Source organism: Variovorax paradoxus (assembly GCF_030815975.1).
GTDB lineage: Bacteria > Pseudomonadota > Gammaproteobacteria > Burkholderiales > Burkholderiaceae_C > Variovorax > Variovorax paradoxus_N.
Window position 1 is genome coordinate 5,134,661 of record NZ_JAUSXL010000002.1, and the last position, 22,093, is coordinate 5,156,753.

Consider the following 22,093-nt stretch of genomic DNA (forward strand, 5'->3'; position numbering starts at 1 on the left):
AACAATCCGGCCGAGCCCTGCGATGCTCCGCCGATTCCGGCTATCGAATCAGCGTGAGCAGCTCGTCAAATGCGGGGTGCTCCGCAGTGCGCAGCCACTCGAAGCCGACCATCTCGGTCGTCACGAGTTCGGCCCCGGCACCGGCCAGCCGGTCGAAGGCGGCGTCGCGGTTGCGCTCGGTGCGCGAACTGCAGGCATCCGTGACGACCCAGACTTCGAACTCGTCTTCGAGCAAGTCGAGCGCGGTCTGCAGCAGGCAGACGTGGGCTTCGCAGCCGGCGATCACGATGGAATTGCGCTCTTCGGCTGCCGCAGCAGGCTTCTGCAGATGCTTGGGCAGGCTGCGGGCATTGCCTTGCGGCGCCTTCGCCGGCGCGCGCAGCCATTCGCCGAGGCCCTCTTCCACGCCGCTGAAATGCATCTTCGACAGCGTGCGCTGGCACAGCGCGCGGATGTCGGGCAGGTTCTCGCCCAGCTTGGAGGGATTGTGTTCGGTGCCCCACACCGGCAGCTGGAACAGCTGCGCCATCTTGCCGAGCCGCACGGCGTTCTGCGCGACCGCCTCGCCCTCGAAGATCGCCGGCATCAGCCGCGCCTGGTAGTCGACCAGAACGAGTTGGGAGAGCGAGGCGTCGAGCAGCATGAACAGTGTCTTTCAGGTATCGGTTGAACTGGGCTGAACCGTACCACCGAAAAGATCGGATTGTCCGGACTCGATGGCCGCGGCGCGTCGCAGAAGCGGCCGTCCGCATCGCGGCGCCCCTAGACTCCGGGGCATGCGGATCTTTTCGACCCGGCGCCATTTCACGGCCCTGAGCCTTTGCGCGGCGCTTGCGGCCACGGGCTGCGGCGGCCTGCGCGCGGCCAGGGCGCCGCTGGACATCACGCTCGAAAAGAGCAACTGCACGCCGAACGCCGACACGCTGATCGTGATGCTCCCCGGCGCGCATTCGCGCCCGGAGGAGTTCGTGCGCGAAGGCTTCGTCGATGCCTTGAACGAGAACAGGCTCGCGGTGGACGTGATGCGGGTCGATGCGCACCTGGGCTACTACAACGACAAGACCATCCTCGATCGGCTGAGCCGGGACGTGATGGCGCCGGCGCGCAGCCAGGGCTACAAGGCGATCTGGATCGTCGGCATCTCGATCGGCGGCTTCGGCGCACTGCTCTACGCGCAAACCCACCCTGGCGAACTCGCAGGCCTCGTCGCCATTGCGCCCTATCTCGGGGAACGCACGCTCGGCACCGACATTGCCAATGCCGGCGGCCTCGCCCGCTGGACCGGACCGCTGGGCAATCCGCCGGGCAGCAACCCGCGAGCACCGAACGAGACACAGCTGTGGCAGTGGCTGCGCGGCTACGTCGGCGCCACCGCCACGTACGGCCCGCGGCCGCCGCTCTATCTGGGCTATGGCGTCGACGACCGCTTTGCCTTCAATCAGCGACTCCTGGCGGCCGCGCTGCCTGCGGACCGGGTCTTCACCACCGAGGGCGGCCACGACTGGCCCGAGTGGACGCGGCTCTGGCGCCGCATGCTGCCGACCTTGCCGCTGCCGGGCTGCCCCGGCTGAAAGCGGCCCGCCTCAGTTCGGCCGCAGGCGCAGCAGCTTGCCGTCGGATTCGTCGGTCAGCACATAGAGCAGGCCGTCCGGCCCCTGCTTCACATCGCGAACGCGGGCCCGGCCATCGGCCAGCAGCTTGTGCTCGGCCACCACCTTGCCATCCTTCAGTTCGATGCGGTCGAGATAGCCGAACTTGAGCGATCCCACGAACAGGTTGCCCTTCCATGCCGCACCGTAGCGGTCGCTGGTCAGGAAGGCCATGCCCGAGGGCGCAATCGACGGCACCCAGTAGTGCAGCGGCTGTTCCATGCCGTTCGTTGCCGTGAGCCCCTCGCCGATCTTCCCGCCGCCGTAGTTCTCGCCGTAGGTGATCACCGGCCAGCCGTAGTTGCGGCCGGCCTGCGGAATGTTGATCTCGTCGCCGCCCTGCGGGCCGTGCTCGGTCATCCAGAAGCGGCCATCGGGCGCGAGCGTCGCGCCCTGCCCGTTGCGGTGGCCATAGCTCCATATCTCGGGCAGCGCGCCCGGTCTGCCGACAAAGGGGTTGTCCCTGGGCGCCCCGCCGTCCTTGGCGATGCGCACCACCTTGCCCAGGTGGTTGTCGAGCTTCTGCGCATCTTCCTTGCGGCTGAAGCGGTCGCCCAGCGTGAGAAACAGCGTGCCGTCGCGCGCCTCGACGATGCGGCAGCCGAAATGGTTGCGGCTGGCCACCTTGGGTTGCTGGCTGAAGATGATCCTGAGGTTTTCGAGCCGCGCACCGTCGGCCGAAAGCTGCGCGCTTGCCAACGCCGTGCTGTTGGCCGAACCGCCCGCCTCGGGTTCGGAGAAGCAGAAGTACAGCGTGCGGTTCTTCTCGAAGCCCGAATCGGCCAGCACGTCGAGCAGGCCGCCCTGGCCGCCGGCGGCAATGGCGGGCAGGCCGGCAATGGGCGCGCCGACCTTGCCGTCGGCCGCGATCAGCCGCAGCCGGCCGGGGCGCTCGGTGACCACGAAGCGCCCGTCCGACAGGAAAGCCAGGCCCCAGGGGTTCTCCAGGTCCGACGAAATGGTTTCCGGCCGTATCTGCGCCATGGCGAGCCCCCAGGCGGCCAGTGCCATGACAACAACAGTCTTCCCAATGACGCACAGCGTTTCCTGAGTTCGCAGGTTCATGTCTTTTCCGGGTAGTTACAGCGATCTTGACGCGAAATGGGGTTCGAAACCAGGCTGTTCGCGTCGCGGCGAGGAGTACGAAAGTTCACTTTCGCCCGATCGCTTATGGATCATAAAGATCGGCCGTTACATTTTTTCTTCGCTCGAATCAAAAAAATTCAAACAAATCAAAGACTTGAGGATACATTCGCCAATTCGGATGAGGTTGACATAACCACGCGTCATCAATATCCTACGCGCCATGCGTTTTTTCGTCCTACCTGCGTCCCTCCTGTTTGCCGTCGCCGTCCAGGCCGCCCCCCAACAGGACCGAACCGACGACGAACTGGCCCGGTTGCTTGCCGACAAGGGCATCATCGGACAACTCAGGCAGGTTCGCCAAACCGTCGCCGAACGAACTTCCGACCTTGTGGTCACCGCCATCGGCTTCCTCGGGGTTCCCTACCGCCGTGGCGGCAACTCGGCCGAATCCGGTTTCGATTGCAGCGGCTTCGTTCGCGCGATGTATAACCAGACGCTCGGCCATGTGCTGCCGCGCCGCGCCGAGGAGCAGGCCGCAGCCACCGAGAAGATCGACCCGAGCCAGCTCAAGCCCGGCGATCTCGTCTTCTTCAACACCATGCGCCGCACCTTCAGCCATGTCGGCATCTATGTCGGCGAAGGCAAGTTCATCCACTCGCCGCGCACGGGCGCCCAGGTGCGCGTGGAAGACATGAACGGCAGCTACTGGAGCCGCCGCTTCGACGGCGCACGCCGCGTGCTCGGCGGCACACAGAACGAAGACGTGAAGGCCGCAGCCGCGGCGGCCGCGACCCACACCGGCAACTGAGCCGCCTGCCCGTTCCCGAATCCGGACGAAAAAAATCCCGCCGCGGCGGGATTTTTTGTGGCCGGTCGATCAGGCGATCAGGCAGCCTTCTTGGCCGGCGGCAGATCGGTACAGGTGCCGTGCGCCACCTCGGCCGCCATGCCGATGCTCTCGCCCAGCGTCGGATGCGGATGGATGGTCTTGCCGATGTCGATCTCGTCCGCGCCCATCTCGATGGCCAGCGCGATCTCGCCGATCATGTCGCCGGCATGCGTGCCGACGATGCCGCCGCCCAGGATGCGGTGGGTCTCGGCGTCGAACAGCAGCTTGGTAAAACCTTCGTCGCGGCCGTTGGCGATCGCTCGGCCCGAAGCGGTCCACGGGAAATGGCCCTTCTTGATCTTGATGCCTTCGGCCTTGGCCTGGTCTTCGGTGAGGCCGACCCACGCCACCTCGGGGTCGGTGTAGGCCACGCTCGGGATCACGCGGGCGTTGAAGGCGGCGCTCGAGAGTTCCTTGTCGCCCTTCTGCTCGCCGGCAATCACCTCGGCCGCCACATGCGCCTCGTGCACCGCCTTGTGCGCCAGCATCGGCTGGCCCACGATGTCGCCGATGGCGAAGATGTGCGGCACGTTGGTGCGCATCTGGATGTCGACCGGGATGAAGCCGCGGTCGCTCACCGTCACGCCGGCCTTCTCGGCGCCGATCTTCTTGCCGTTCGGGCTGCGGCCCACGGCCTGCAGCACCAGGTCGTACAGCTGCGGCTCCTTCGGTGCCTGCTCGCCCTCGAAGGTGATCTTGATGCCCTCCTTCGTGGCCTCGGCGCCGACCGTCTTGGTCTTGAGCATGATGTTGTCGAAGCGCGGTGTGTTCATCTTCTGCCAGACCTTCACCAGGTCGCGGTCGGCGCCCTGCATCAGGCCGTCGAGCATTTCGACCACGTCGAGGCGCGCGCCCAGCGTGGAATACACCGTGCCCATTTCGAGGCCGATGATGCCGCCGCCCAGGATCAGCATGCGCTTGGGGTCGGTGCCCATCTCGAGCGCGCCGGTGGAATCGACCACCCGCGGGTCCTTCGGCATGAACGGCAGGCTGACCGACTGCGAGCCGGCCGCGATGATGGCGTTGCGGAACTTGACGGTCTGCTTCTTGCCGGTCGTGTCCCAGCTGGTGCCCGAGGTTTCCTCGACCTCGAGGTGGTACGGGTCGATGAAGTTGCCGACGCCGCGCAGCACCGTCACCTTGCGCATCTTGGCCATGGCCGTGAGGCCGCCGGTGAGCTTGCCCACCACCTTGTTCTTGTGGCCGAGCAGCTTGGCGCGGTCGACCGTGGGTGCTGCGAAGCTCACGCCGAGGTCGGCGAAGTGCTTCACTTCATCCATGACCGAGGCCACGTGCAGCAGCGCCTTCGACGGGATGCAGCCGACGTTCAGGCACACGCCGCCGAGCGTGGCGTAGCGTTCGATCAGCACCACCTTGAGGCCGAGGTCGGCCGCGCGGAACGCGGCCGAGTAGCCGCCGGGGCCGGCACCGAGCACGACCACGTCGCATTCGACATCGACCTTGCCGCCATAGCTCGACACGGGCATGGGCTTGCTCCCTCCCCCGCTGGGGGAGGGGGGGCGGGGCGGGGGCACGGCGGCGCTCGCCTGCGCGGCAGCCGCCGGTGCGGGCGCGGCAGGTGCCGCGGCAGCCCCGGCCCCATCGACTTCCAGCGTCAGCACCACGGAGCCTTCCTTGACCTTGTCGCCGACCTTGACGGCCAGCGACTTCACCACGCCGGCCGCCGAGGATGGAATCTCCATCGAGGCCTTGTCCGATTCGACCGTGATCAGCGACTGCTCGGCCTTGACCGTGTCGCCGACATTGACCAGCACCTCGATCACCGCGACTTCGTCGAAGTCGCCGATGTCGGGCACCTTGATTTGTTGTTCGCTCATTTGGACACTTTCAGTTTGAGTGTGAGAACGTCGACCGGTGGGGCCGAATTGCGATCGAATTCGCAGGCGGCGGCAATGCCTGCCTCCGCCACGTCGCGCGAGCTGCGCGACTTGATGTCATAGGCCGCGTGCATGGCGCCGAGCGCAAAGCCGCGTCCCGAGCCGATGGCCCAGAACTGCTTGAACTCGAACACCTCGCGGTAGCTGTAGATGCCGTAGATGCCGCTCTGGTTGGCCATCAGCATCGTGAACTGGCTCGACTCGTAGGGCTCGTGCTCGTCTTCCTTGGTCTGCATGAAGAACGAGTCCTTCAGCACCGGATGCAGCAGCGTGAAGGTGCGGAAGATCTCGTGCTTGCTGCCGAACAGCAGCGCCTCGCGCGGCTGCGCGGCCAGCGCATGCTGCAGCACCAGGAAGTGCGCAGCGGCGCCGGCCACGGCAAAAAGGCTCTGCCCCGCCGCGTCTTCGATGGTGAAGATCTTCTGGTTCGCCTCGGCGCGGTGCGAAAGCCGCGTGTCGCCGAAGGTCACCAGGGAATCGGCCGCCATCGTGACCTGGCCGCCTTTGCGGACGGCCACTACCGTGGTCATAGCAGGATTCGACGGTAGTCCGCGAGCACTTGCCCAAGGTAGGCGTTGAAGCGCGCGGCCAGGGCACCATCGATCACGCGGTGGTCGTACGACAGCGACAGCGGCAGCGTCAGGCGCGGCACGAACTGCTTGCCGTCCCACACCGGCTTCATCTGGCCCTTGGAGAGGCCGAGGATGGCCACTTCGGGGGCGTTGATGATGGGCGTGAAGTGCGTGCCGCCGATGCCGCCGAGCGAGCTGATCGAGAAGCAGCCGCCCTGCATGTCGGCCGAGCCGAGCTTGCCGTCGCGCGCCTTCTTGGCGAGTTCGCCCATCTCGGCGCTGATCTGCAGGATGCCCTTCTTGTCGGCATCCTTGAGCACCGGCACCACGAGCCCGTTGGGCGTATCGGCCGCGAAGCCGATGTTGTAGTACTGCTTGTAGACCAGCTGGTCGCCGTCGAGGCTGGCGTTGAAGTCGGGGAACTTCTTCAGCGCCGCCACCACCGCCTTGATCACGAAGGCCAGCATCGTCACCTTGACGCCCGACTTCTCGTTCTCCTTGTTGGTGGAGACGCGGAAAGCCTCGAGTTCGGTGATGTCGGCTTCGTCGTTGTTGGTGACGTGCGGAATCATCACCCAGTTGCGGTGCAGGTTGGCGCCGCTGAGCTTCTTGATGCGCGACAGGTCCTTGCGCTCGACCGCGCCGAACTTCGCGAAGTCGACCTTGGGCCAGGGAATGAGGCCCAATGCCGCACCATCGGTGCCGCCGCCGGCCGGCGCCTTGGCCGCCGAGGCCTTGGTGCTGGCCTGGCCGCTCATCACGGCCTTGGTGAAGCCCTGGACGTCTTCCTGCGTGATGCGGCCCTTGGGACCGGAGCCCTTGACCTCTTCGAGCGGCACGCCGAGTTCGCGGGCGAACTTGCGCACCGAGGGCGAGGCGTGCGGCAGGTTGCCGGTGGGCGCGGCCGTCGGCTCGTGCGCCGCCGGTGCGGGCGCGCCCGCACCCCGGCCCTCTTCCGCAGCGGCGGGAGCGGGAGAGGAAACGGGGGCCGCAGCGGCCGGGGGACTGGCTCCCTCGCCCCTCTGGGGAGAGGGCTGGGGTGAGGGGCCGGCGGCGGTCGAACCTTCCAATATCGCGATCAGGTCGCCGATGTTGACCGTGTCGCCGACCTTGACCTTGAGTTCCTTGAGCACGCCGGCCGCCGACGACGGAATTTCCATCGAGGCCTTGTCCGATTCCACCGTGATCAGCGACTGGTCGGCCGCGATCGTGTCGCCGGGTTTCACGAGCAATTCGATGACCGAGACATCCTTGAAGTCGCCGATGTCCGGCACCTTGACCTCGACCGGACCCGAGGCGGCCGGTGCGGCCGCGGGGGCAGGCGCCGCTGCGGCTGGCGTTGGCGCGGCGGCTGCGGGAGCCGCAGCGGGCGCGGCGGCCGGCGCTGCTGCAGCACCCGCTTCCTCGGCCTCGAGCACCAGCACCACCGAGCCCTCCTTCACCTTGCCGCCGACCGCGACCTTGATCTCCTTGACCACACCGGCGGTCGACGACGGAATTTCCATCGACGCCTTGTCCGATTCGACCGTGATGAGCGACTGCTCGGCCTTGACCGTGTCGCCCACCTTCACGAGCACCTCGATCACCGCGACTTCATCGAAATCGCCGATGTCCGGCACCTTGACTTCCACTGCTGCCATATCGTTTGTCTCCCGCCGTGAGGCGCCGTTCGTTCGTTGGTTGTTGATTGATGTTCAGGCGTAAAGCGGGTTGACCTTGTCGACATTGATGCCGTACTTCTTGATCGCCTCGACCACCTTGGCCACCGGCACCGTGCCGTCTTCGCTCAATGCCTTGAGCGCAGCCACCACGATGTAATGGCGGTTGATTTCGAAGTGCTCGCGCAGCTTGTTGCGGAAGTCGCTGCGGCCGAAGCCGTCGGTGCCCAGCACCTTGTAGGTGCGGCCCTTCGGGATGAAGGGGCGGATCTGTTCCGCATAGGCCTTCATGTAGTCGGTCGATGCCACCACCGGACCGGTCGTGGGCGCGAGCTGCTCGGCCACGAAGGACACGCGCGGCGCCTGGTCCGGGTGCAGCAGGTTCCAGCGGTCGGCGTCCTGGCCATCGCGCGTGAGCTCGTTGAAGCTAGGGCAGCTCCACACGGAAGCCGAGATGCCCCAGTCCTTTTCGAGCAGCGCTTGCGCCGCAAAGCTCTCGCGCAGGATCGTGCCGCTGCCCAGCAATTGCACGGTGGGCGACTTGGCCTTCAGCGCAGGGCCCTGCTTCGACAGGTACATGCCCTTGATGATCTGCTCTTCGGTGCCGGGCTGCAGGCCGGGCATCGGGTAGTTCTCATTGAGCAGCGTGAGGTAGTAGTAGACGTTGTCCTGCTTCTCGACCATGCGCTTGAGGCCATGGTGCAGGATCACGCCCACTTCGTGCGCGAAGGTCGGGTCGTAGCTCACGCAGTTCGGGATGGTGTTGGCCAGGATGTGGCTGTGGCCGTCTTCGTGCTGCAGGCCTTCGCCGTTGAGCGTGGTGCGCCCCGAGGTGCCGCCCAGCAGGAAGCCGCGCGCCTGCATGTCGCCGGCCGCCCAGGCCAGGTCGCCGATGCGCTGGAAGCCGAACATCGAGTAGTACACGTAGAACGGCACCATGATGCGGTTGTTCGTGCTGTACGAGGTGGCCGCGGCGATCCAGCTGGACATGCCGCCGGCTTCGTTGATGCCTTCCTGCAGGATCTGGCCGGCCTTGTCTTCCTTGTAGTACATGACCTGGTCCTTATCGACCGGGGTGTACTGCTGGCCAGCAGGGTTGTAGATGCCGATCTGGCGGAACAATCCTTCCATGCCGAAGGTCCGGGCTTCGTCCACCAGGATGGGAACGACGCGCGGGCCCAGCGCCTTGTCGCGCAGCAGCTGCGTGAGGAAGCGCACGTAGGCCTGCGTGGTCGAGATCTCGCGGCCTTCGGCCGTGGGCTCCATCACCGACTTGAAGGTTTCGAGCGAGGGGACCGTGAAGCTCTCGTCGGCCTTGGTGCGGCGGTGCGGCAGGTAGCCGCCCAGCGCCTTGCGGCGCTCGTGCAGGTACTTCATTTCCGGCGTGTCGTCGGCCGGCTTGTAGAAAGGCAGTTCGGCGATCTTGCTGTCCGGAATCGGGATGTTGAAGCGGTCGCGGAAGGCCATGATGTCTTCGTCGCTGAGCTTCTTGGTCTGGTGGACGTTGTTCTTGCCCTCGCCGATCTTGCCCATGCCGAAGCCCTTGACCGTCTTGATCAGGAGCACCGTGGGCTGGCCCTTGTGCTTCACGGCCGCGTCGAAGGCCGCATAGACCTTCTGCGAGTCGTGGCCGCCGCGGCGCAATTGCCAGATGTCGTCGTCGCTCATCTTGGCAACCATCTCGAGCGTGCGCGGGTCGCGGCCGAAGAAGTGCTTGCGGACATAGGCGCCATCGTTGGCCTTGAAGGCCTGGTAGTCGCCGTCGTTGGTTTCCATCATGATCTTGCGCAGCGCACCTTCCTTGTCGCGCGCGATCAGCGGATCCCAGCCGTTGCCCCAGATCAGCTTGATGACGTTCCAGCCCGAGCCGCGGAATTCGCCTTCGAGCTCCTGGATGATCTTGCCGTTGCCGCGCACCGGTCCGTCCAGGCGCTGCAGGTTGCAGTTGATGACGAAGATCAGGTTGTCCAGGCCTTCGCGCGCTGCCAGGCCGATGGCGCCCAGCGATTCGACTTCGTCCATTTCGCCGTCGCCGCAGAACACCCAGACCTTGCGGTTTTCGGTGTTGGCGATGCCACGGGCGTGCAGGTACTTGAGGAAGCGGGCCTGGTAGATGGCCATCAGCGGGCCAAGGCCCATCGAGACAGTCGGGAACTGCCAGAACTCGGGCATCAGCTTCGGATGCGGGTAGCTGGAAAGGCCCTTGCCGTCGACTTCCTGGCGGAAGTTGAGCAGTTGTTCTTCGCTCAGGCGGCCTTCGAGGTAGGCGCGGGCATAGATGCCGGGCGAGACGTGGCCCTGGATATAGAGGCAGTCGCCGCCATGGTTTTCGCTCTCGGCATGCCAGAAGTGGTTGAAACCGGCGCCAAACATGTTCGCCAGCGAGGCGAAGGAGCCGATGTGGCCGCCGAGGTCGCCGCCTTCGGGCGGATGCAGGCGGTTGGCCTTGACCACCATCGCCATCGCGTTCCAGCGCATGTAGGCACGCAGGCGCTCCTCGATCTCGAGATTGCCGGGGCAGCGCTCTTCCTGGTCGGGCTCGATGGTGTTGACGTAGGCGGTATTGGCAGAGAACGGCTTGTCGATGCTGTGCTGCCGCGCATGTTCGAGCAGCTGCTCGAGAAGAAAGTGGGCCCGTTCAGGTCCCTCGCTCTGGATGACGGAGGACAGTGCGTCCATCCATTCACGGGTTTCCTGGGCGTCCGCGTCGTTCGCGGCCGAGCCGAACAGGTTCTCGGGATTTGCCGACATGCTTGTCTCTCCTTTAGGGCTGTGGCTGTAATTTAGTGCGCTCTTCGATCACCGCGCGGGAGTTTCTCATAGAAATACTTCTATTTCAAATGGTGCATGAAGATTTCTTAATGTGATATTTTGGAAACAAAGTCGCCCGCGTCGGAATCAATGGCACTGCGGCCCTCTGTCCTTGGCGCAGGGGCCATCACCTAAACTCGCAGGATGCCTTTTTCCTCTCCGCTGGCGGTTGCCCGCAGCGCCGTGAATGCGTCTCCGCTCTCGTGGTGGCGCCGCTGGTGGCGCCAGCAAACGCCGGTGCTGCAAGACGCGGTCGCCATGCTGGCGCCGATCGCGGCGGTGCTGCTGTTTCTGGCCGCCATCGTTTCGGCGTTCTGGTATTTGCGCACCGAGGAAGTCGAGCGCGAGCAGGAGTCCGTGCGCAGGGACGTCGAATACGCGCAGCAGCGCATGCGCCTGCGCCTACTCGAGCGCCAGGAACAGCTGATGCGCATTGCGCGCGACGCCTCGAATCGCGAGATCGACCCGGTCGAATTCGCGAGCCGCGCGGAATCGCTGGTGAGCCAGTTCCCGGAACTGCAGACCGTCACCTGGATCGACGACAGGCGCCGCTTCAAGGCCGGCTATTCGGCGCCGAGCGTGCATCCCGCGCAGCAGCACCTGATCGGCGACGTGCTGCGCCCGGGCGACGTGGAAAGCAACTACGCCCTGGCGCGCGAACTGCGCCAGCCGGTTTTCTCCCAGCCGGCGGCGGGCGGCGATCCGGCGGCGATGCTGCAGCTGCACATCCCCCTCTTCGACCAGGGCCTGTTCGCGGGCGTGGTACTGGGCGAGTTTTCGGTCGATGGCCTGCTGCGCTACGGCATGCCGTCGGAAGTGCAGGCGCGCTATGCGGTCTCGCTGCTCGACGCCAAGGGCAATGTGCTCGCGGGCAATACGGTCAACCTGAGGGAAAGCGGCAGGCGGCTCCTCCCCTGGCCCGAAAGAACCAACGAGTACGAGGTGCCGGTTTCGCCCGTCGGCAATGCGCTGGTGCTGCGCGCCCAGGCCTACCGCACTTCGCAGGGGGTGGTCGGCAACGGCCTGTTCTGGCTGGTCTGCGCGCTCAGCGTGCTGACCAGCTGGATGCTGATCGGCACCTGGCGCCACACCCGGCGGCGCCAGCAGGCCCAGCAGCGGCTGGTCGCCGAGACCAACTTCAGGCGCGCGATGGAAAACTCCATGCTCACCGGCATGCGCGTGCTCGACCTGCAGGGCCGCATCACCTACGTGAATGCCGCCTTCTGCGCGATGACGGGCTGGAGCGAAGCCGAGCTGGTGGGCCAGTCGCCGCCCTTCCCCTACTGGCTCGAATCGGACCGCGAAGTCATGAACGAGCGGCTCGAGGAAGAACTGCACGGACGCGCACTGCCGGGCGGCTTCCAGGTGCGCGTGAAGCGCAAGAACGGCAGCGTGTTCAACGCCCGGCTCTATGTGTCGCCGCTGATCGACGCGCGCGGCCACCAGACCGGCTGGATGACGTCGATGACCGACATCACCGAGCCCACGCGCATTCGCGAGCAGCTGTCGGCTTCGTACGAGCGCTTCACCACGGTGCTCGAAGCACTCGATGCCGCCGTGTCGGTCGCGCCCATCGGCAGCGAGGAATTGCTGTTCGCCAACAAGCTGTACCGGCTCTGGTTCGGCTCCGACACCGTGGGCCACCTGGGCATGGTCGCGCAAGCCGGCGTGCCCGCCTCCAATGCGCACGACGAGGGCCTGGACGACGTCGACCCGTACGCCGGCCTGCCGATCGACACCCTGACCGCCGCGCAGGCGGCCAACAACGAGATCTTCGTGCCGCACCTGGGCAAGTGGCTCGAAGTGCGTTCGCGCTACCTGACATGGGTGGATGGCCGGCTCGCCCAGCTGGTGATTGCCACCGACATCACGCCGCGGCGCGACGCCGAGGAGCAGGCCGCCGCGCAGGCCGACCGCGCCCAGGCGGCGAGCCGGCTGATCACGATGGGCGAGATGGCATCGAGCGTGGCGCACGAACTCAACCAGCCGCTCACGGCCATCACCAACTACTGCAACGGAATGATGTCGCGCATCAAGGGACAGGCCATCGACACCGAGGCGCTGCTCGCGGCACTGGAGAAAACCTCCAAGCAGGCGCAGCGCGCGGGGCAGATCATCCAGCGCATCCGCTCGTTCGTGAAGCGCAGCGAGCCCAACCGCACAGCCGCCGACGTGTCCACCATGGTCAGCGAAGCGGTCGAACTCGCGGGCATCGAGCTGCGGCGGCGCAACGTGCGGCTCAACCACTACGTGGCCGCGCGGCTGCCGGTGGTGCAGGTGGACCCGATCCTGATCGAGCAGGTGATGGTCAACCTGCTGAAGAACGCGGCCGAGTCCATCGACATTGCCGAGCGACCGCTCGCGCGCCGCAGCGTCGAACTGCGCGTGCTGCCCAAGGTGATCGAGGGCCACAACGCCATCGAGTTCTCGGTGCAGGACACCGGCAAGGGCCTGGCCCCCGAGGTGATGGACCGGCTGTATGAAGCCTTTTTCTCTACCAAGCCGGAAGGCATGGGCATCGGTTTGAACCTCTGCCGCACCATCGTCGAGTCCCATCGGGGCAGGATGCAGGCGGAGAACATCTACAATGGTCCGGATGTGATCGGATGCCGTTTTTCCTTCTGGATTCCGGTGTTGGACGCTCCCAGTTCCGTAGCAAGCGACGAGGCAAAGGTACCTGCATGAGTTTGATTCCGAAGAAGGGCACTGTCTATGTCGTCGATGACGACGAAGCCGTGCGAGATTCGCTGCAATGGCTGCTCGAGGGCAAGGACTACAGGGTTCGCTGCTTCGATTCGGCCGAGTCCTTTCTCTCGCGATACGACCCGCGCGAAGTCGCCTGTCTGATCGTCGACATCCGAATGGCCGGCATGACCGGCCTCGAGCTGCAGGACCGGCTGATCGAACGGCGCTCCCCGCTGCCCATCGTGGTGATCACCGGCCACGGCGACGTGCCGATGGCGGTCGACAGCATGAAGAAAGGCGCCATGGATTTCATCCAGAAGCCTTTCAACGACGAAGAGCTCGTCACGCTGGTCGAGCGCATGCTCGAGCATGCGCGCGGAGCCTTCACCCAGCACCAGCAGTCGGCCAGCCGCGATGCGCTGCTGTCCAAGCTCACCGGCCGCGAGGCCCAGGTGCTCGAGCGCATCGTCGCCGGCCGCCTGAACAAGCAGATTGCCGACGACCTCGGCATCAGCATCAAGACGGTCGAGGCGCACCGCGCCAACATCATGGAAAAGCTCAACGCCAACACCGTGGCCGATCTGCTCAAGATCGCGCTCGGGCAGGCGGCGCCAGCGGCCAAGGCCTGACCGAACGCCCGGCTATCCCCCCGATAGCAACGAATGTCCCCCACGCCTGCGCAAGCGGGCGTTTTTACTTGGAAAATCGAAACCGATGACCGCCCAACTGATCGACGGCAACGCCCTCGCCAAAACCATTCGCGCCGAGGTTGCCGGCCGCACCGCCGCGCTGAAGGCCCGTGGCGTGAACCCGGCCCTTTCCATCATCCTCGTGGGCAGCGATCCGGCCAGCCAGGTCTACACCAGGCACAAGGTCAACGACAGCACCGAAACCGGCCTCGCGGCCACGCTCGAAACCTACCCGGCCGACATGAGCGAAGCCGAGCTGCTGGAGCGCATCCGCGCGCTCAACGACGACCCCAAGGTACACGGCATCCTGGTCCAGCTGCCGCTGCCCAAGCACATGGACAGCCAGAAGGTCATCGAGACGATATCGCCCGCCAAGGACGTGGACGGCTTCCACGTGGCCAGCGCCGGCGCGCTCATGACCGGCGCGCCGGGCTTCTGGCCCTGCACGCCGTATGGCTGCATGAAGATGCTCGAATCCATCGGCTACGAGCTGCGCGGCAAGCATGCGGTGGTCATCGGCCGCAGCAACATCGTCGGCAAGCCGATGGCCATGATGCTGCTCGCCAGGAGCGCCACCGTGACCATCTGCCACAGCGCCACGCAAGACCTCGGCGCCCTCACGCGCCAGGCCGACGTGATCGTCGCCGCGGTGGGCAAGCGCAACATCCTGACCGCCGACATGGTGAAGCCCGGCGCGGTCGTAATCGACGTGGGCATGAACCGCAAGGAAGACGGCAAGCTGGCCGGCGACGTCGATTTCGACGCTGTCAAGGAAGTGGCCGGCTGGATCACCCCCGTACCTGGTGGCGTGGGCCCCATGACACGCGCCATGCTGCTCCTCAACACCCTTGAAGCCGCGGAACGCGCCGCAAATTGATTTCCATGACCAACCCCCTCCTCGACTTCAAAGATCTCCCGCTGTTCGACCGCATCGAGCCCAGGCACGTCGCGCCCGCGGTCGACATCCTGCTGGCCGAGGCCGAGGCGGCGCTGCAGACCGTGACGGCCGCCGGCTTTCCCGCCGACTGGAATGCGATCTCCAAGGTGCTCGACGTGGCGTCCGAGCGCTTCAGCCGGGCCTGGGGCGCCGTGGGCCATCTCAACGCGGTGGCCGACACGCCAGAGTTGCGCGCCGCCTACAACGAGGCGATGCCGCGCGTGACCGCCTTCTGGACCCGCCTGGGTTCCGACGAGCGCCTGTATGCCAAGTACAAGGCCATCGACGTGGCCACCCTCAACCCCGAGCAGCGCCAGGCGCACAAGAATGCCGTGCGCAACTTCGTGCTCGGCGGCGCGGAACTGCAGGGCGACGCGAAGAAGCGTTTTGCCGACATCCAGGAGCGCCAGGCCGAACTGAGCCAGAAATTCAGCGAGAACGCGCTCGACGCCACCGACGCCTTCGCGTACTACGCGCAGCTGGGTGAACTCGACGGCGTGCCCGAAGACGTGGTGAGCGCGGCCCGCGCGGCCGCCCAGGCCGAGGGCAAGGACGGCTACAAGCTCACGCTCAAGATGCCCTGCTACCTGCCCGTGATGCAATTCGCCAGGAGCAGCGCGCTGCGCGAAACGCTCTACCGCTCGTACGTCACACGCGCCAGCGAACTCGGCGATCCGGCCTTCGACAACACGGCATTGATCAACGAGATCCTCGCGCTGCGCGAAGAAGAAGCCAGGCTGCTCGGCTACAGGAATTTCGGCGAACTCTCGGTCGTGCCCAAGATGGCCGAGTCGCCCGAGCAGGTGATCAAGTTCCTGCGCGATCTCGCGGCCAAGGCCAAGCCGTATGGCGAACGCGACCTGGCCGACCTGCGCGCCTTCGCCTCGGAACAGCTGGGCATCGCCGATCCGCAGGCGTGGGACTGGAGCTACATCGGCGAGAAACTGAAGGAAGCGCGCTATGCCTTCAGCGAGCAGGAGGTCAAGCAGTACTTCCCGGCGCCCAAGGTGATGGCCGGCCTGTTCAAGATCGTCGAGACGCTGTTCGAGGTGTCCATTCGCCGCGACAGCGCGCCCACGTGGCACCCGAGCGTCGAGGTCTACCGTATCGAGCGCCAGACGGCCGAAGGCAGCCAGAAGGTCGGCCAGTTCTACCTCGACCCGTCCGCGCGCGCCGCCAAGCGCGGCGGCGCCTGGATGGACGACGTGCGCGCGCGCTGGCTGCGCCCGGACGACGGCGTGCTGCAAACGCCGGTGGCGCAGCTCGTGTGCAACTTCGCGAGCGGCGTCGACGGCAAGCCGCCCCTGCTCACGCACGACGACGTGACCACCCTCTTCCACGAGTTCGGCCACGGCCTGCATCACATGCTCACGCAGGTGAACGAGCGCGACGTGTCGGGCATCAGCGGCGTCGAGTGGGACGCCGTCGAACTGCCGAGCCAGTTCATGGAAAACTTCTGCTGGGAGTGGGACGTGCTGCGTCACATGACGGCCCACGTCGACACCGGCGAGCCGCTGCCGCGCGCCCTGTTCGACAAGATGACGGCCGCCAAGAACTTCCAGAGCGGCCTGCAGACGCTGCGCCAGATCGAGTTCTCGCTGTTCGACATGCTGCTGCACACCGAATACCAGGCCGCCACCGCGCAGCCGGGCGGCGTGCTCGCGCTGCTGGGCAAGGTGCGCACCGAGGTGGCCGTGATGCCTTCGCCGCCTTTCAGCCGCACGCCGAACACCTTCAGCCACATCTTCTCGGGCGGCTACGCGGCCGGCTACTACAGCTACAAGTGGGCCGAGGTGCTGAGCGCCGACGCCTATGCCGCCTTCGAGGAAACCGTGGGTGCCGACGGCCAGCCGAACATCGAAACCGGCCGCAGGTACCGCCAGGCCATCCTCGAAGCCGGCGGCAGCCGCAGCGCCATGGATTCGTTCAAGGCTTTCCGCGGCCGCGAGCCCCAGCTTGATGCGCTGCTGCGACACCAGGGCATGGCGCAGGCCCAGCCCGCTTGATGCGGGCCTGAAGCTTGCGATACTCGGGCGATGCATTCGATCCACAAGAAATCCCCCTTGCATCGCCTGTCCGGCGTCGCCCTGCTGCTGATCGCCGCAGGCGCGATGGCCCAGCCGATCTACCGCAATGTCGACAAGAACGGCAAGGTCACCTTCTCGGACCGCGCGCCTACCGCAAGCACGGAACCGGCCGCAGCACCGCAGGCGGGCATCACGCCTGCGGCCAACGCCGGCCTGCCCTACGAGTTACGGCAAGTGGCACAGCGCTACCCAGTGACCCTGTACAGCAGCGAGGAATGCGCGCCCTGCGGCACGGCCCGTTCACTGCTCGTCACGCGCGGCATTCCGTTCGAGGAGCGCACCGTCAAGAGCAACCAGGATGTCGAGGCGCTGCAGCGCCTGAGCAACCAGTCCTCGCTGCCACTGCTGACGATCGGCTCGCAGCAACTCAAGGGTTACTCGGACGCCGAATGGTCGCAATACCTGGACGCCGCGGGATATCCGAAGAGCAACAGCCTGCCCGCCGGCTACCGCAATCCGCCGGCCCGGCCCCTGGTTGCGCTGCAACCGGCGCCCGCCGCACGCGAGCCCGCGCAGCCGGCGCCTGCACCGCAGCAGCCCACGCCTGCCCCCAGCGGTCCGAGCCCGAGCAACCCGGCGGGCATCAAGTTCTGATACCCAGCCGCCGCCGGCTACAGCTGGCGGCCTTTTTCTTCAGTCGAACTGCATCGTCTGCACGCCCGAGGGCGTGCCCAGCAGGCACACGTCGGCCTTCTGGTGGGCAAACACGCCGACCGTGACCACGCCGGGCCACTGGCTCACTTCGGATTCGAAGGCGAGCGGATCGCTGATCTGGAGCCCCGTCACGTCGACGATGTGCTGGCCGTTGTCCGTCACGAGCGGCAGGCCGTCTTTCTCACGCACCTGCGCGATGCCGCCCATGGCTTCGAACTGCCGCATCACGCGGCGCGCCGCCATCGGAATCACCTCCACCGGCAGCGGAAAGGCACCGAGCGTGCCGACCAGCTTGGAGACATCGGCAATGCAGACGAAGCGCCGCGACTGCGCCGCGACGATCTTTTCGCGTGTGAGCGCTGCACCGCCGCCCTTCACCATGAAGCCGTGGTGGTCGATCTCGTCGGCGCCGTCGATGTAGACGCCGAGTTCCTCGACCTCGTTGCTGTCGAACACCGGAATGCCCAAGGCGCGCAGGCGTTCGGTCGACGCCACCGAGCTGGACACCGCTCCCCTGATCTGGTCCTTGATCGTGGCCAGGGCGTCGATGAACTTGTTCACGGTGGAGCCGGTGCCCACGCCGACGATTTCATCCTTCACCACGTAGGCCAGCGCGGCGCGGCCGACCTGCGCCTTGAGCTCGTCCTGGGAGATGGCGCCCGCGCCGTTTGCGGCGCCTGAGGCGGAAGAAGGGGAAACGGGTGCAGTCATCGCGGAGAATCCTTGGCTCATTGAAGCCGAGAATTATCCGATGCCCCTGCTCCCCTCTTCGCTCTACGGCCTGGCCCGGCCCTTTCTGTTCGGCTTCGACCCGGAGCATGCCCACGAACTCACGCTCGACGCGCTGGCCCGCACGCAGAACACGCCGCTGGCATGCGCCTATGCCGCGCCGCGCGTCGATGATCCGGTCACGCTCGCGGGGCTGGAATTTCCCAACCGCGTGGGCCTGGCCGCCGGGCTCGACAAGAACGCCCGCTGCATCGACGCCTTTGCCGCCATGGGCTTCGGCTTCGTCGAGGTCGGCACGGTGACGCCCAAGGCGCAGCCGGGCAACCCCAAGCCGCGCATGTTCCGCCTGCCCCAGCGCGATGCGCTCATCAACCGGCTCGGGTTCAACAATGAAGGGCTCGCTGCCTTCCTCGCCAACGTGCAGAAGGCGCGCTTCCGCAAAAACGGCAGCGGCGGCGGCAAGAAGCCGATGCTGCTCGGACTCAACATCGGAAAGAACGCCACCACGCCGATCGAAAGAGCGGTGGACGACTACCTGGCCTGCCTGGATGGCGTGGTCCCGCATGCGGACTACGTGACCATCAACATCTCGAGCCCCAACACCGCCAACCTGCGAACACTGCAGAGCGACGAGGCGCTCGACGCCCTGCTGGGCGCCATCGCCGAGCGCCGCCATGCGCTGGCCGAACGCAACCGCCGGCGCGTGCCGCTGTTCGTGAAGATCGCCCCTGACCTGGACGAGCGCCAGGTTGCCGTCATCGCCGCCACGCTGCAGCGCCACGGCATGGATGGCGTGATCGCCACCAACACCACGCTGGCGCGCGAGGCGGTCGCCGGCCTGCCGCACGCCGACGAAGCAGGGGGGCTCTCGGGCGCACCCGTGCGCGAGGCAAGCAACCGGGTGATCTCGCAGCTGCGCGCGGCGCTGGGGCCGGGCTTTCCGATCGTGGGGGTGGGTGGCATCCTGAGCGCGGCCGATGCCAAGGCCAAGATTGCCGCGGGCGCAGACGTGGTGCAGATCTACACAGGCCTGATCTACCGCGGCCCGGCGCTCGTGCGCGAGGCGGCGCAGGCGTTGCTGCAGAGTCGCAGCGCCGCCTGAGCCTTCGCTTCTTCGCTTCTCTCCGCTTCCTCTCAGCGCATGCGCCAGAGTACCGGCGCAATGAAGGCGGCCCAGCGCAACAGCCGCCTGGGACGGATCACCACCACGGCCACCGCGGCGGCAACGCCGGTGGCCACGGGGTGCTCACGGGCAATGCGCAATGCCGCAGCGGCAGCCGATTCATCCGCCGGCGGTGCTTCGGAAGAAGCACCCGTTGCACCACCGGGCTGCACCGGCCGCGCGCCCTGCATCGTGGCAATGCGTTCGCGCTGGCGCTCCATGCGCGCGAGCAATTCTTCGCGCGTGGCAGGCCGCGGGGGTCGCGGCGCTTCTTCGTCCTGGTCGGGATCCTTGCCGAGCCCGAAGCTGTCCTGGACCCAGGCCCAGTCGCGTTCGAATTCGTGGCGCGCCGGGATGAAGCTGTTCGAGGCATTGCGAAGGGTCAGGAACAGGCCCAGCGCCGCGCCCAGCCAGAGCAGGATCCAAACGCCGGCCACTGACCACGCCGCCGCGATGCGGTGCGGGGTTTCCCAGAAATGCACCACCACCGCCATCGACAGCAATGCCACCGCCACCGTGGTCAGGCCGAGCACGGCCACCACCAGCACGAGCATCAGCTTGAGGCGCTGCTTCTCGTCCTCCCACGCCATGCGCAGGAGCTGAACGCGGTCTTCGGCGGCCAGCGCGCCTTCGGCCGCAGCGATCCGCAGCCGCCGCAGACGGGCATCGAGCCCGAACAGGGACAGCAATCTCATGCGCCGACTCCGGTTCGGCGAGCAACGATGCGGCGGCGGCTTGCGTTCAGGTCAGCGGCGGCCAAGCAGCAGGCCCACCAGCACGCCGACGGCCAGCGCGGCGCCGGCAATCTGCCACGGTTCGTCGTGGGCGTAGGCGTTGGCAGTGTTGGCCGCTTCGCGGGCCTTCTTGGCGGCCAGCTTGCTCTTCTCCGCAGCAAGCTCGCGCGCAATGGCGAGCTTGGTGTCGATGCGCTGGCGCAGCGCCTTGATGTGGGGAACCGAATCGAGGTCCTTGCTGGCCAGCACGCCACGCACGTCGCTTGCGATGTCTTCGGCTGCCGCTTCAATATTGTTGGATGCACTCATTGGAATCTTTCCTCCGTGATGACACCGGCACCGCGCCGGCGGCTTCACGCCAGCAAATGGCGTGGTGTCATGTTACAGGCACAAAAGCCCCTCATGCACTGCAGTTATGCAGACTTCTGCACGCGATGGCCCCTGTATTGCGTCCGCCGTCAGCCTGACGCGAGCATGCGCTCGACGTGGCGCCCGATGGCCAGGCTGCTCGTGAGCCCGGGCGACTCGATGCCGAAGAGATTCACCAGGCCCCGCACCCCATGCGATTGGGGCCCGTCGATCATGAAGTCGCGCGCCGGCTCGTCCGGGCCCGAGATCTTGGGCCGCATGCCCGCGTAGCCGGGAATCAGTGCCCCGTCGGGCAGCGCGGGCCAGTACTTTCGCACTTCGGCGTAGAAGCCGTTGCCGCGCGCCGGATCCACCACCAGGTCATCGGCCGATTCCACCCATTGCACATCGGGCCCGAACTTGGCTTGCCCGCCCAGATCGATCGTCAGGTGCACACCCAGTCCGCCAGGCTCGGGCACCGGATAGACGAGGCGTGTGAATGGCGCGCGCCCCGACAGCGTGAAATAGCTGCCCTTGGCAAAGTACGCGGTGGGCACGGCGGCTTCCGGCAGTCCTTCGAAGCGGCGGGCCAGATCGGGCGCAAGCAGGCCGGTTGCATTGACCACGGTATTGCAGCGCAGCGCCGTTCCGTCTTGCGCTACCAGGACGATAGCGCCCTGGCCGCACTCCGCACGGGCGATGGGCGATTTCAGTGCCAGCATGCCGCCCGCGTTCTCCAGGTCGCCGAGCAGGCTCAGCATCAGCGCATGGCTGTCGACGATGCCGGTGCTCGGCGAATGCAGGGCCGCCACGCAATGCAGTTGCGGCTCCATGGCCATGGCCTGCTGCGCGGTCAGCAGCACGAGGTCGTCGACACCGTTGGCGGCCGCCTTGGCGCGGATGACTTCGAGCTGGGCCACCTGCTCTGCCGAGGTCGCCACGATGAGCTTGCCGCAGCGCTGGTGGGGCACGCCGCGCTCTGCCGCATAGGCATAAAGCGCCGCCTTGCCCTCGACGCAAAGCCTGGCCTTAAGTGAGCCCTGCGGGTAGTAGATGCCCGCATGAATCACCTCGCTGTTGCGCGAACTGGTGCCGGTGCCAATGGCACCTTCGGCTTCCAGCACAACCACCTCCCGGCCCGCGAGCGCCAAGGCGCGCGCCACGGCCAGCCCCACTACACCGCCGCCGATGACGGCGCAATCGAATTCATCCATGGCGCGAGCTTAGCGCGGCTCGCGCGGCGAATTCAGGACGAGGTGGGAGGCGGCTCGGGATCGGTCGGCTCGTCCGGCGGCGTGCTCGGCCCTTCGTCGGGCTCCACAGGCAGATCCGGCGTGACCGGGGTCGGAAGATCGGGATGGGTGGCCATGGTGCTCTCCTTTCCCCGGTTCTATGCCATGGGTTCAGGAACGCAGCCGGTGCGTGGCGGCAGTTGGCGTCAGCACGAGCCGACAGGTGCGCGTCGATATTCGGCGCCGCAGGAAGTGGCCCGGAAAACAAAAAAG

General features: G+C 66.4%; 19 protein-coding genes. 8 read left to right on the plus strand and 11 right to left on the minus strand.

Annotated elements, in window-relative coordinates:
• Nucleotides 1-40 precede the first annotated feature (40 nt).
• Nucleotides 41-643: an isochorismatase family protein gene (locus tag QFZ47_RS27970; RefSeq protein ID WP_307658724.1), complete on the minus strand. Its 603-nt coding sequence runs from the start codon at nucleotides 641-643 to the stop codon at nucleotides 41-43.
• A gap of 133 nt (nucleotides 644-776) precedes the next feature.
• Here QFZ47_RS27970 and QFZ47_RS27975 point away from each other — a divergent pair, with 133 nt between their 5' ends.
• Nucleotides 777-1,571 carry an alpha/beta hydrolase gene (locus QFZ47_RS27975; RefSeq protein ID WP_307658725.1) on the plus strand — a complete coding sequence of 265 codons (795 nt, stop codon included), beginning with the start codon at nucleotides 777-779 and terminating at the stop codon, nucleotides 1,569-1,571.
• Between the two features lie 12 nt (nucleotides 1,572-1,583).
• Here the strand turns inward: QFZ47_RS27975 and QFZ47_RS27980 are convergent, their stop codons facing one another.
• Nucleotides 1,584-2,660 carry a PQQ-dependent sugar dehydrogenase gene (locus QFZ47_RS27980; protein WP_307659036.1) on the minus strand — a complete coding sequence of 359 codons (1,077 nt, stop codon included), beginning with the start codon at nucleotides 2,658-2,660 and terminating at the stop codon, nucleotides 1,584-1,586.
• 295 nt (nucleotides 2,661-2,955) lie between these two features.
• Between QFZ47_RS27980 and QFZ47_RS27985 the strand changes: the two genes are divergently transcribed.
• Complete coding sequence (locus tag QFZ47_RS27985) at nucleotides 2,956-3,543, plus strand: C40 family peptidase (RefSeq protein ID WP_307658726.1); 588 nt, start codon at nucleotides 2,956-2,958, stop codon at nucleotides 3,541-3,543.
• A 77-nt stretch (nucleotides 3,544-3,620) separates the two neighbouring features.
• On the opposite strand, the gene lpdA is transcribed toward QFZ47_RS27985, so the two are convergent.
• From lpdA to aceE, 4 genes are read right to left on the minus strand one after another with little or no spacing between them, the layout of a single operon-like run.
• Entirely contained in the window at nucleotides 3,621-5,462 is a 1,842-nt protein-coding gene (lpdA, locus tag QFZ47_RS27990; RefSeq protein WP_307658727.1) for a dihydrolipoyl dehydrogenase, read from the minus strand.
• On the minus strand, nucleotides 5,459-6,052 hold the full coding sequence (locus QFZ47_RS27995) for an Ntn hydrolase family protein (protein WP_307658728.1): 594 nt from the start codon (nucleotides 6,050-6,052) through the stop codon (nucleotides 5,459-5,461). The genes lpdA and QFZ47_RS27995 overlap by 4 nt, the downstream gene beginning before the upstream one ends.
• Nucleotides 6,049-7,734, minus strand: a complete 1,686-nt coding sequence (gene aceF / locus QFZ47_RS28000) for a dihydrolipoyllysine-residue acetyltransferase (protein ID WP_307658729.1) — start codon at nucleotides 7,732-7,734, stop codon at nucleotides 6,049-6,051. Before aceF ends, QFZ47_RS27995 begins: the two co-directional genes overlap by 4 nt.
• Nucleotides 7,735-7,788: 54 nt before the next feature.
• Nucleotides 7,789-10,503: a pyruvate dehydrogenase (acetyl-transferring), homodimeric type gene (gene aceE / locus QFZ47_RS28005; RefSeq protein WP_307658730.1), complete on the minus strand. Its 2,715-nt coding sequence runs from the start codon at nucleotides 10,501-10,503 to the stop codon at nucleotides 7,789-7,791.
• Between the two features lie 204 nt (nucleotides 10,504-10,707).
• On the opposite strand from aceE, the gene QFZ47_RS28010 reads away from it, so the two are divergent.
• The 5 genes from QFZ47_RS28010 to QFZ47_RS28030 all read left to right on the plus strand — a co-directional run bounded on the left by QFZ47_RS28010 (nucleotide 10,708) and on the right by QFZ47_RS28030 (nucleotide 17,555).
• On the plus strand, nucleotides 10,708-13,248 hold the full coding sequence (locus QFZ47_RS28010; protein ID WP_307658731.1) for a PAS domain-containing sensor histidine kinase: 2,541 nt from the start codon (nucleotides 10,708-10,710) through the stop codon (nucleotides 13,246-13,248).
• Entirely contained in the window at nucleotides 13,245-13,877 is a 633-nt protein-coding gene (locus QFZ47_RS28015) for a response regulator transcription factor (protein WP_012747279.1), read from the plus strand. Before QFZ47_RS28010 ends, QFZ47_RS28015 begins: the two co-directional genes overlap by 4 nt.
• A gap of 85 nt (nucleotides 13,878-13,962) precedes the next feature.
• On the plus strand, nucleotides 13,963-14,814 hold the full coding sequence (gene folD / locus QFZ47_RS28020; RefSeq protein WP_307658732.1) for a bifunctional methylenetetrahydrofolate dehydrogenase/methenyltetrahydrofolate cyclohydrolase FolD: 852 nt from the start codon (nucleotides 13,963-13,965) through the stop codon (nucleotides 14,812-14,814).
• Nucleotides 14,815-14,819: 5 nt separating this feature from the next.
• Nucleotides 14,820-16,880, plus strand: a complete 2,061-nt coding sequence (locus QFZ47_RS28025; protein WP_307658733.1) for a M3 family metallopeptidase — start codon at nucleotides 14,820-14,822, stop codon at nucleotides 16,878-16,880.
• 30 nt (nucleotides 16,881-16,910) lie between these two features.
• A complete protein-coding gene (locus tag QFZ47_RS28030) occupies nucleotides 16,911-17,555 on the plus strand; it encodes a glutaredoxin family protein (protein WP_307658734.1) in 645 nt (214 codons plus the stop codon).
• A 39-nt stretch (nucleotides 17,556-17,594) separates the two neighbouring features.
• Here the strand turns inward: QFZ47_RS28030 and rpiA are convergent, their stop codons facing one another.
• Nucleotides 17,595-18,326 carry a ribose-5-phosphate isomerase RpiA gene (gene rpiA, locus QFZ47_RS28035; protein WP_307658735.1) on the minus strand — a complete coding sequence of 244 codons (732 nt, stop codon included), beginning with the start codon at nucleotides 18,324-18,326 and terminating at the stop codon, nucleotides 17,595-17,597.
• A gap of 40 nt (nucleotides 18,327-18,366) precedes the next feature.
• Between rpiA and QFZ47_RS28040 the strand changes: the two genes are divergently transcribed.
• Nucleotides 18,367-19,446 (plus strand): quinone-dependent dihydroorotate dehydrogenase, encoded by a 1,080-nt coding sequence (locus QFZ47_RS28040; RefSeq protein ID WP_307658736.1) that lies wholly within the window; start codon nucleotides 18,367-18,369, stop codon nucleotides 19,444-19,446.
• A 32-nt stretch (nucleotides 19,447-19,478) separates the two neighbouring features.
• On the opposite strand, the gene QFZ47_RS28045 is transcribed toward QFZ47_RS28040, so the two are convergent.
• From QFZ47_RS28045 to QFZ47_RS28060, 4 genes are all read right to left on the minus strand, one after another.
• Entirely contained in the window at nucleotides 19,479-20,201 is a 723-nt protein-coding gene (locus QFZ47_RS28045) for a phage holin family protein (protein WP_307658737.1), read from the minus strand.
• A gap of 51 nt (nucleotides 20,202-20,252) precedes the next feature.
• Nucleotides 20,253-20,549, minus strand: coding sequence for a glycine zipper domain-containing protein (locus QFZ47_RS28050; protein ID WP_021006941.1), 297 nt, complete (start codon nucleotides 20,547-20,549; stop codon nucleotides 20,253-20,255).
• A 149-nt stretch (nucleotides 20,550-20,698) separates the two neighbouring features.
• Entirely contained in the window at nucleotides 20,699-21,802 is a 1,104-nt protein-coding gene (locus QFZ47_RS28055) for an NAD(P)/FAD-dependent oxidoreductase (RefSeq protein ID WP_307658738.1), read from the minus strand.
• Nucleotides 21,803-21,834: 32 nt separating this feature from the next.
• Entirely contained in the window at nucleotides 21,835-21,957 is a 123-nt protein-coding gene (locus QFZ47_RS28060) for a stereocilin (RefSeq protein WP_307658739.1), read from the minus strand.
• Between the last annotated feature and the right edge of the window lie 136 nt (nucleotides 21,958-22,093).

Excerpts from the sequence above, each read along its gene's own strand:
- QFZ47_RS28060 (WP_307658739.1), bottom strand. The coding sequence starts at position 21,957 with ATGGCCACCCATCCCGATCTTCCGACCCCGGTCACGCCGGATCTGCCT.
- QFZ47_RS28015 (WP_012747279.1), top strand. The coding sequence starts at position 13,245 with ATGAGTTTGATTCCGAAGAAGGGCACTGTCTATGTCGTCGATGACGAC.
- QFZ47_RS27980 (WP_307659036.1), bottom strand. The coding sequence starts at position 2,660 with ATGGCACTGGCCGCCTGGGGGCTCGCCATGGCGCAGATACGGCCGGAA.
- aceF (WP_307658729.1), bottom strand. The coding sequence starts at position 7,734 with ATGGCAGCAGTGGAAGTCAAGGTGCCGGACATCGGCGATTTCGATGAA.
- QFZ47_RS28045 (WP_307658737.1), bottom strand. The coding sequence starts at position 20,201 with ATGAGATTGCTGTCCCTGTTCGGGCTCGATGCCCGTCTGCGGCGGCTG.
- lpdA (WP_307658727.1), bottom strand. The coding sequence starts at position 5,462 with ATGAGCGAACAACAAATCAAGGTGCCCGACATCGGCGACTTCGACGAA.
- QFZ47_RS27985 (WP_307658726.1), top strand. The coding sequence starts at position 2,956 with ATGCGTTTTTTCGTCCTACCTGCGTCCCTCCTGTTTGCCGTCGCCGTC.
- QFZ47_RS28040 (WP_307658736.1), top strand. The coding sequence starts at position 18,367 with ATGCCCCTGCTCCCCTCTTCGCTCTACGGCCTGGCCCGGCCCTTTCTG.
- QFZ47_RS28010 (WP_307658731.1), top strand. The coding sequence starts at position 10,708 with ATGCCTTTTTCCTCTCCGCTGGCGGTTGCCCGCAGCGCCGTGAATGCG.
- QFZ47_RS28055 (WP_307658738.1), bottom strand. The coding sequence starts at position 21,802 with ATGGATGAATTCGATTGCGCCGTCATCGGCGGCGGTGTAGTGGGGCTG.
- QFZ47_RS28025 (WP_307658733.1), top strand. The coding sequence starts at position 14,820 with ATGACCAACCCCCTCCTCGACTTCAAAGATCTCCCGCTGTTCGACCGC.
- QFZ47_RS27975 (WP_307658725.1), top strand. The coding sequence starts at position 777 with ATGCGGATCTTTTCGACCCGGCGCCATTTCACGGCCCTGAGCCTTTGC.
- QFZ47_RS27995 (WP_307658728.1), bottom strand. The coding sequence starts at position 6,052 with ATGACCACGGTAGTGGCCGTCCGCAAAGGCGGCCAGGTCACGATGGCG.
- QFZ47_RS28050 (WP_021006941.1), bottom strand. The coding sequence starts at position 20,549 with ATGAGTGCATCCAACAATATTGAAGCGGCAGCCGAAGACATCGCAAGC.
- QFZ47_RS28030 (WP_307658734.1), top strand. The coding sequence starts at position 16,911 with ATGCATTCGATCCACAAGAAATCCCCCTTGCATCGCCTGTCCGGCGTC.
- folD (WP_307658732.1), top strand. The coding sequence starts at position 13,963 with ATGACCGCCCAACTGATCGACGGCAACGCCCTCGCCAAAACCATTCGC.
- aceE (WP_307658730.1), bottom strand. The coding sequence starts at position 10,503 with ATGTCGGCAAATCCCGAGAACCTGTTCGGCTCGGCCGCGAACGACGCG.
- QFZ47_RS27970 (WP_307658724.1), bottom strand. The coding sequence starts at position 643 with ATGCTGCTCGACGCCTCGCTCTCCCAACTCGTTCTGGTCGACTACCAG.
- rpiA (WP_307658735.1), bottom strand. The coding sequence starts at position 18,326 with ATGACTGCACCCGTTTCCCCTTCTTCCGCCTCAGGCGCCGCAAACGGC.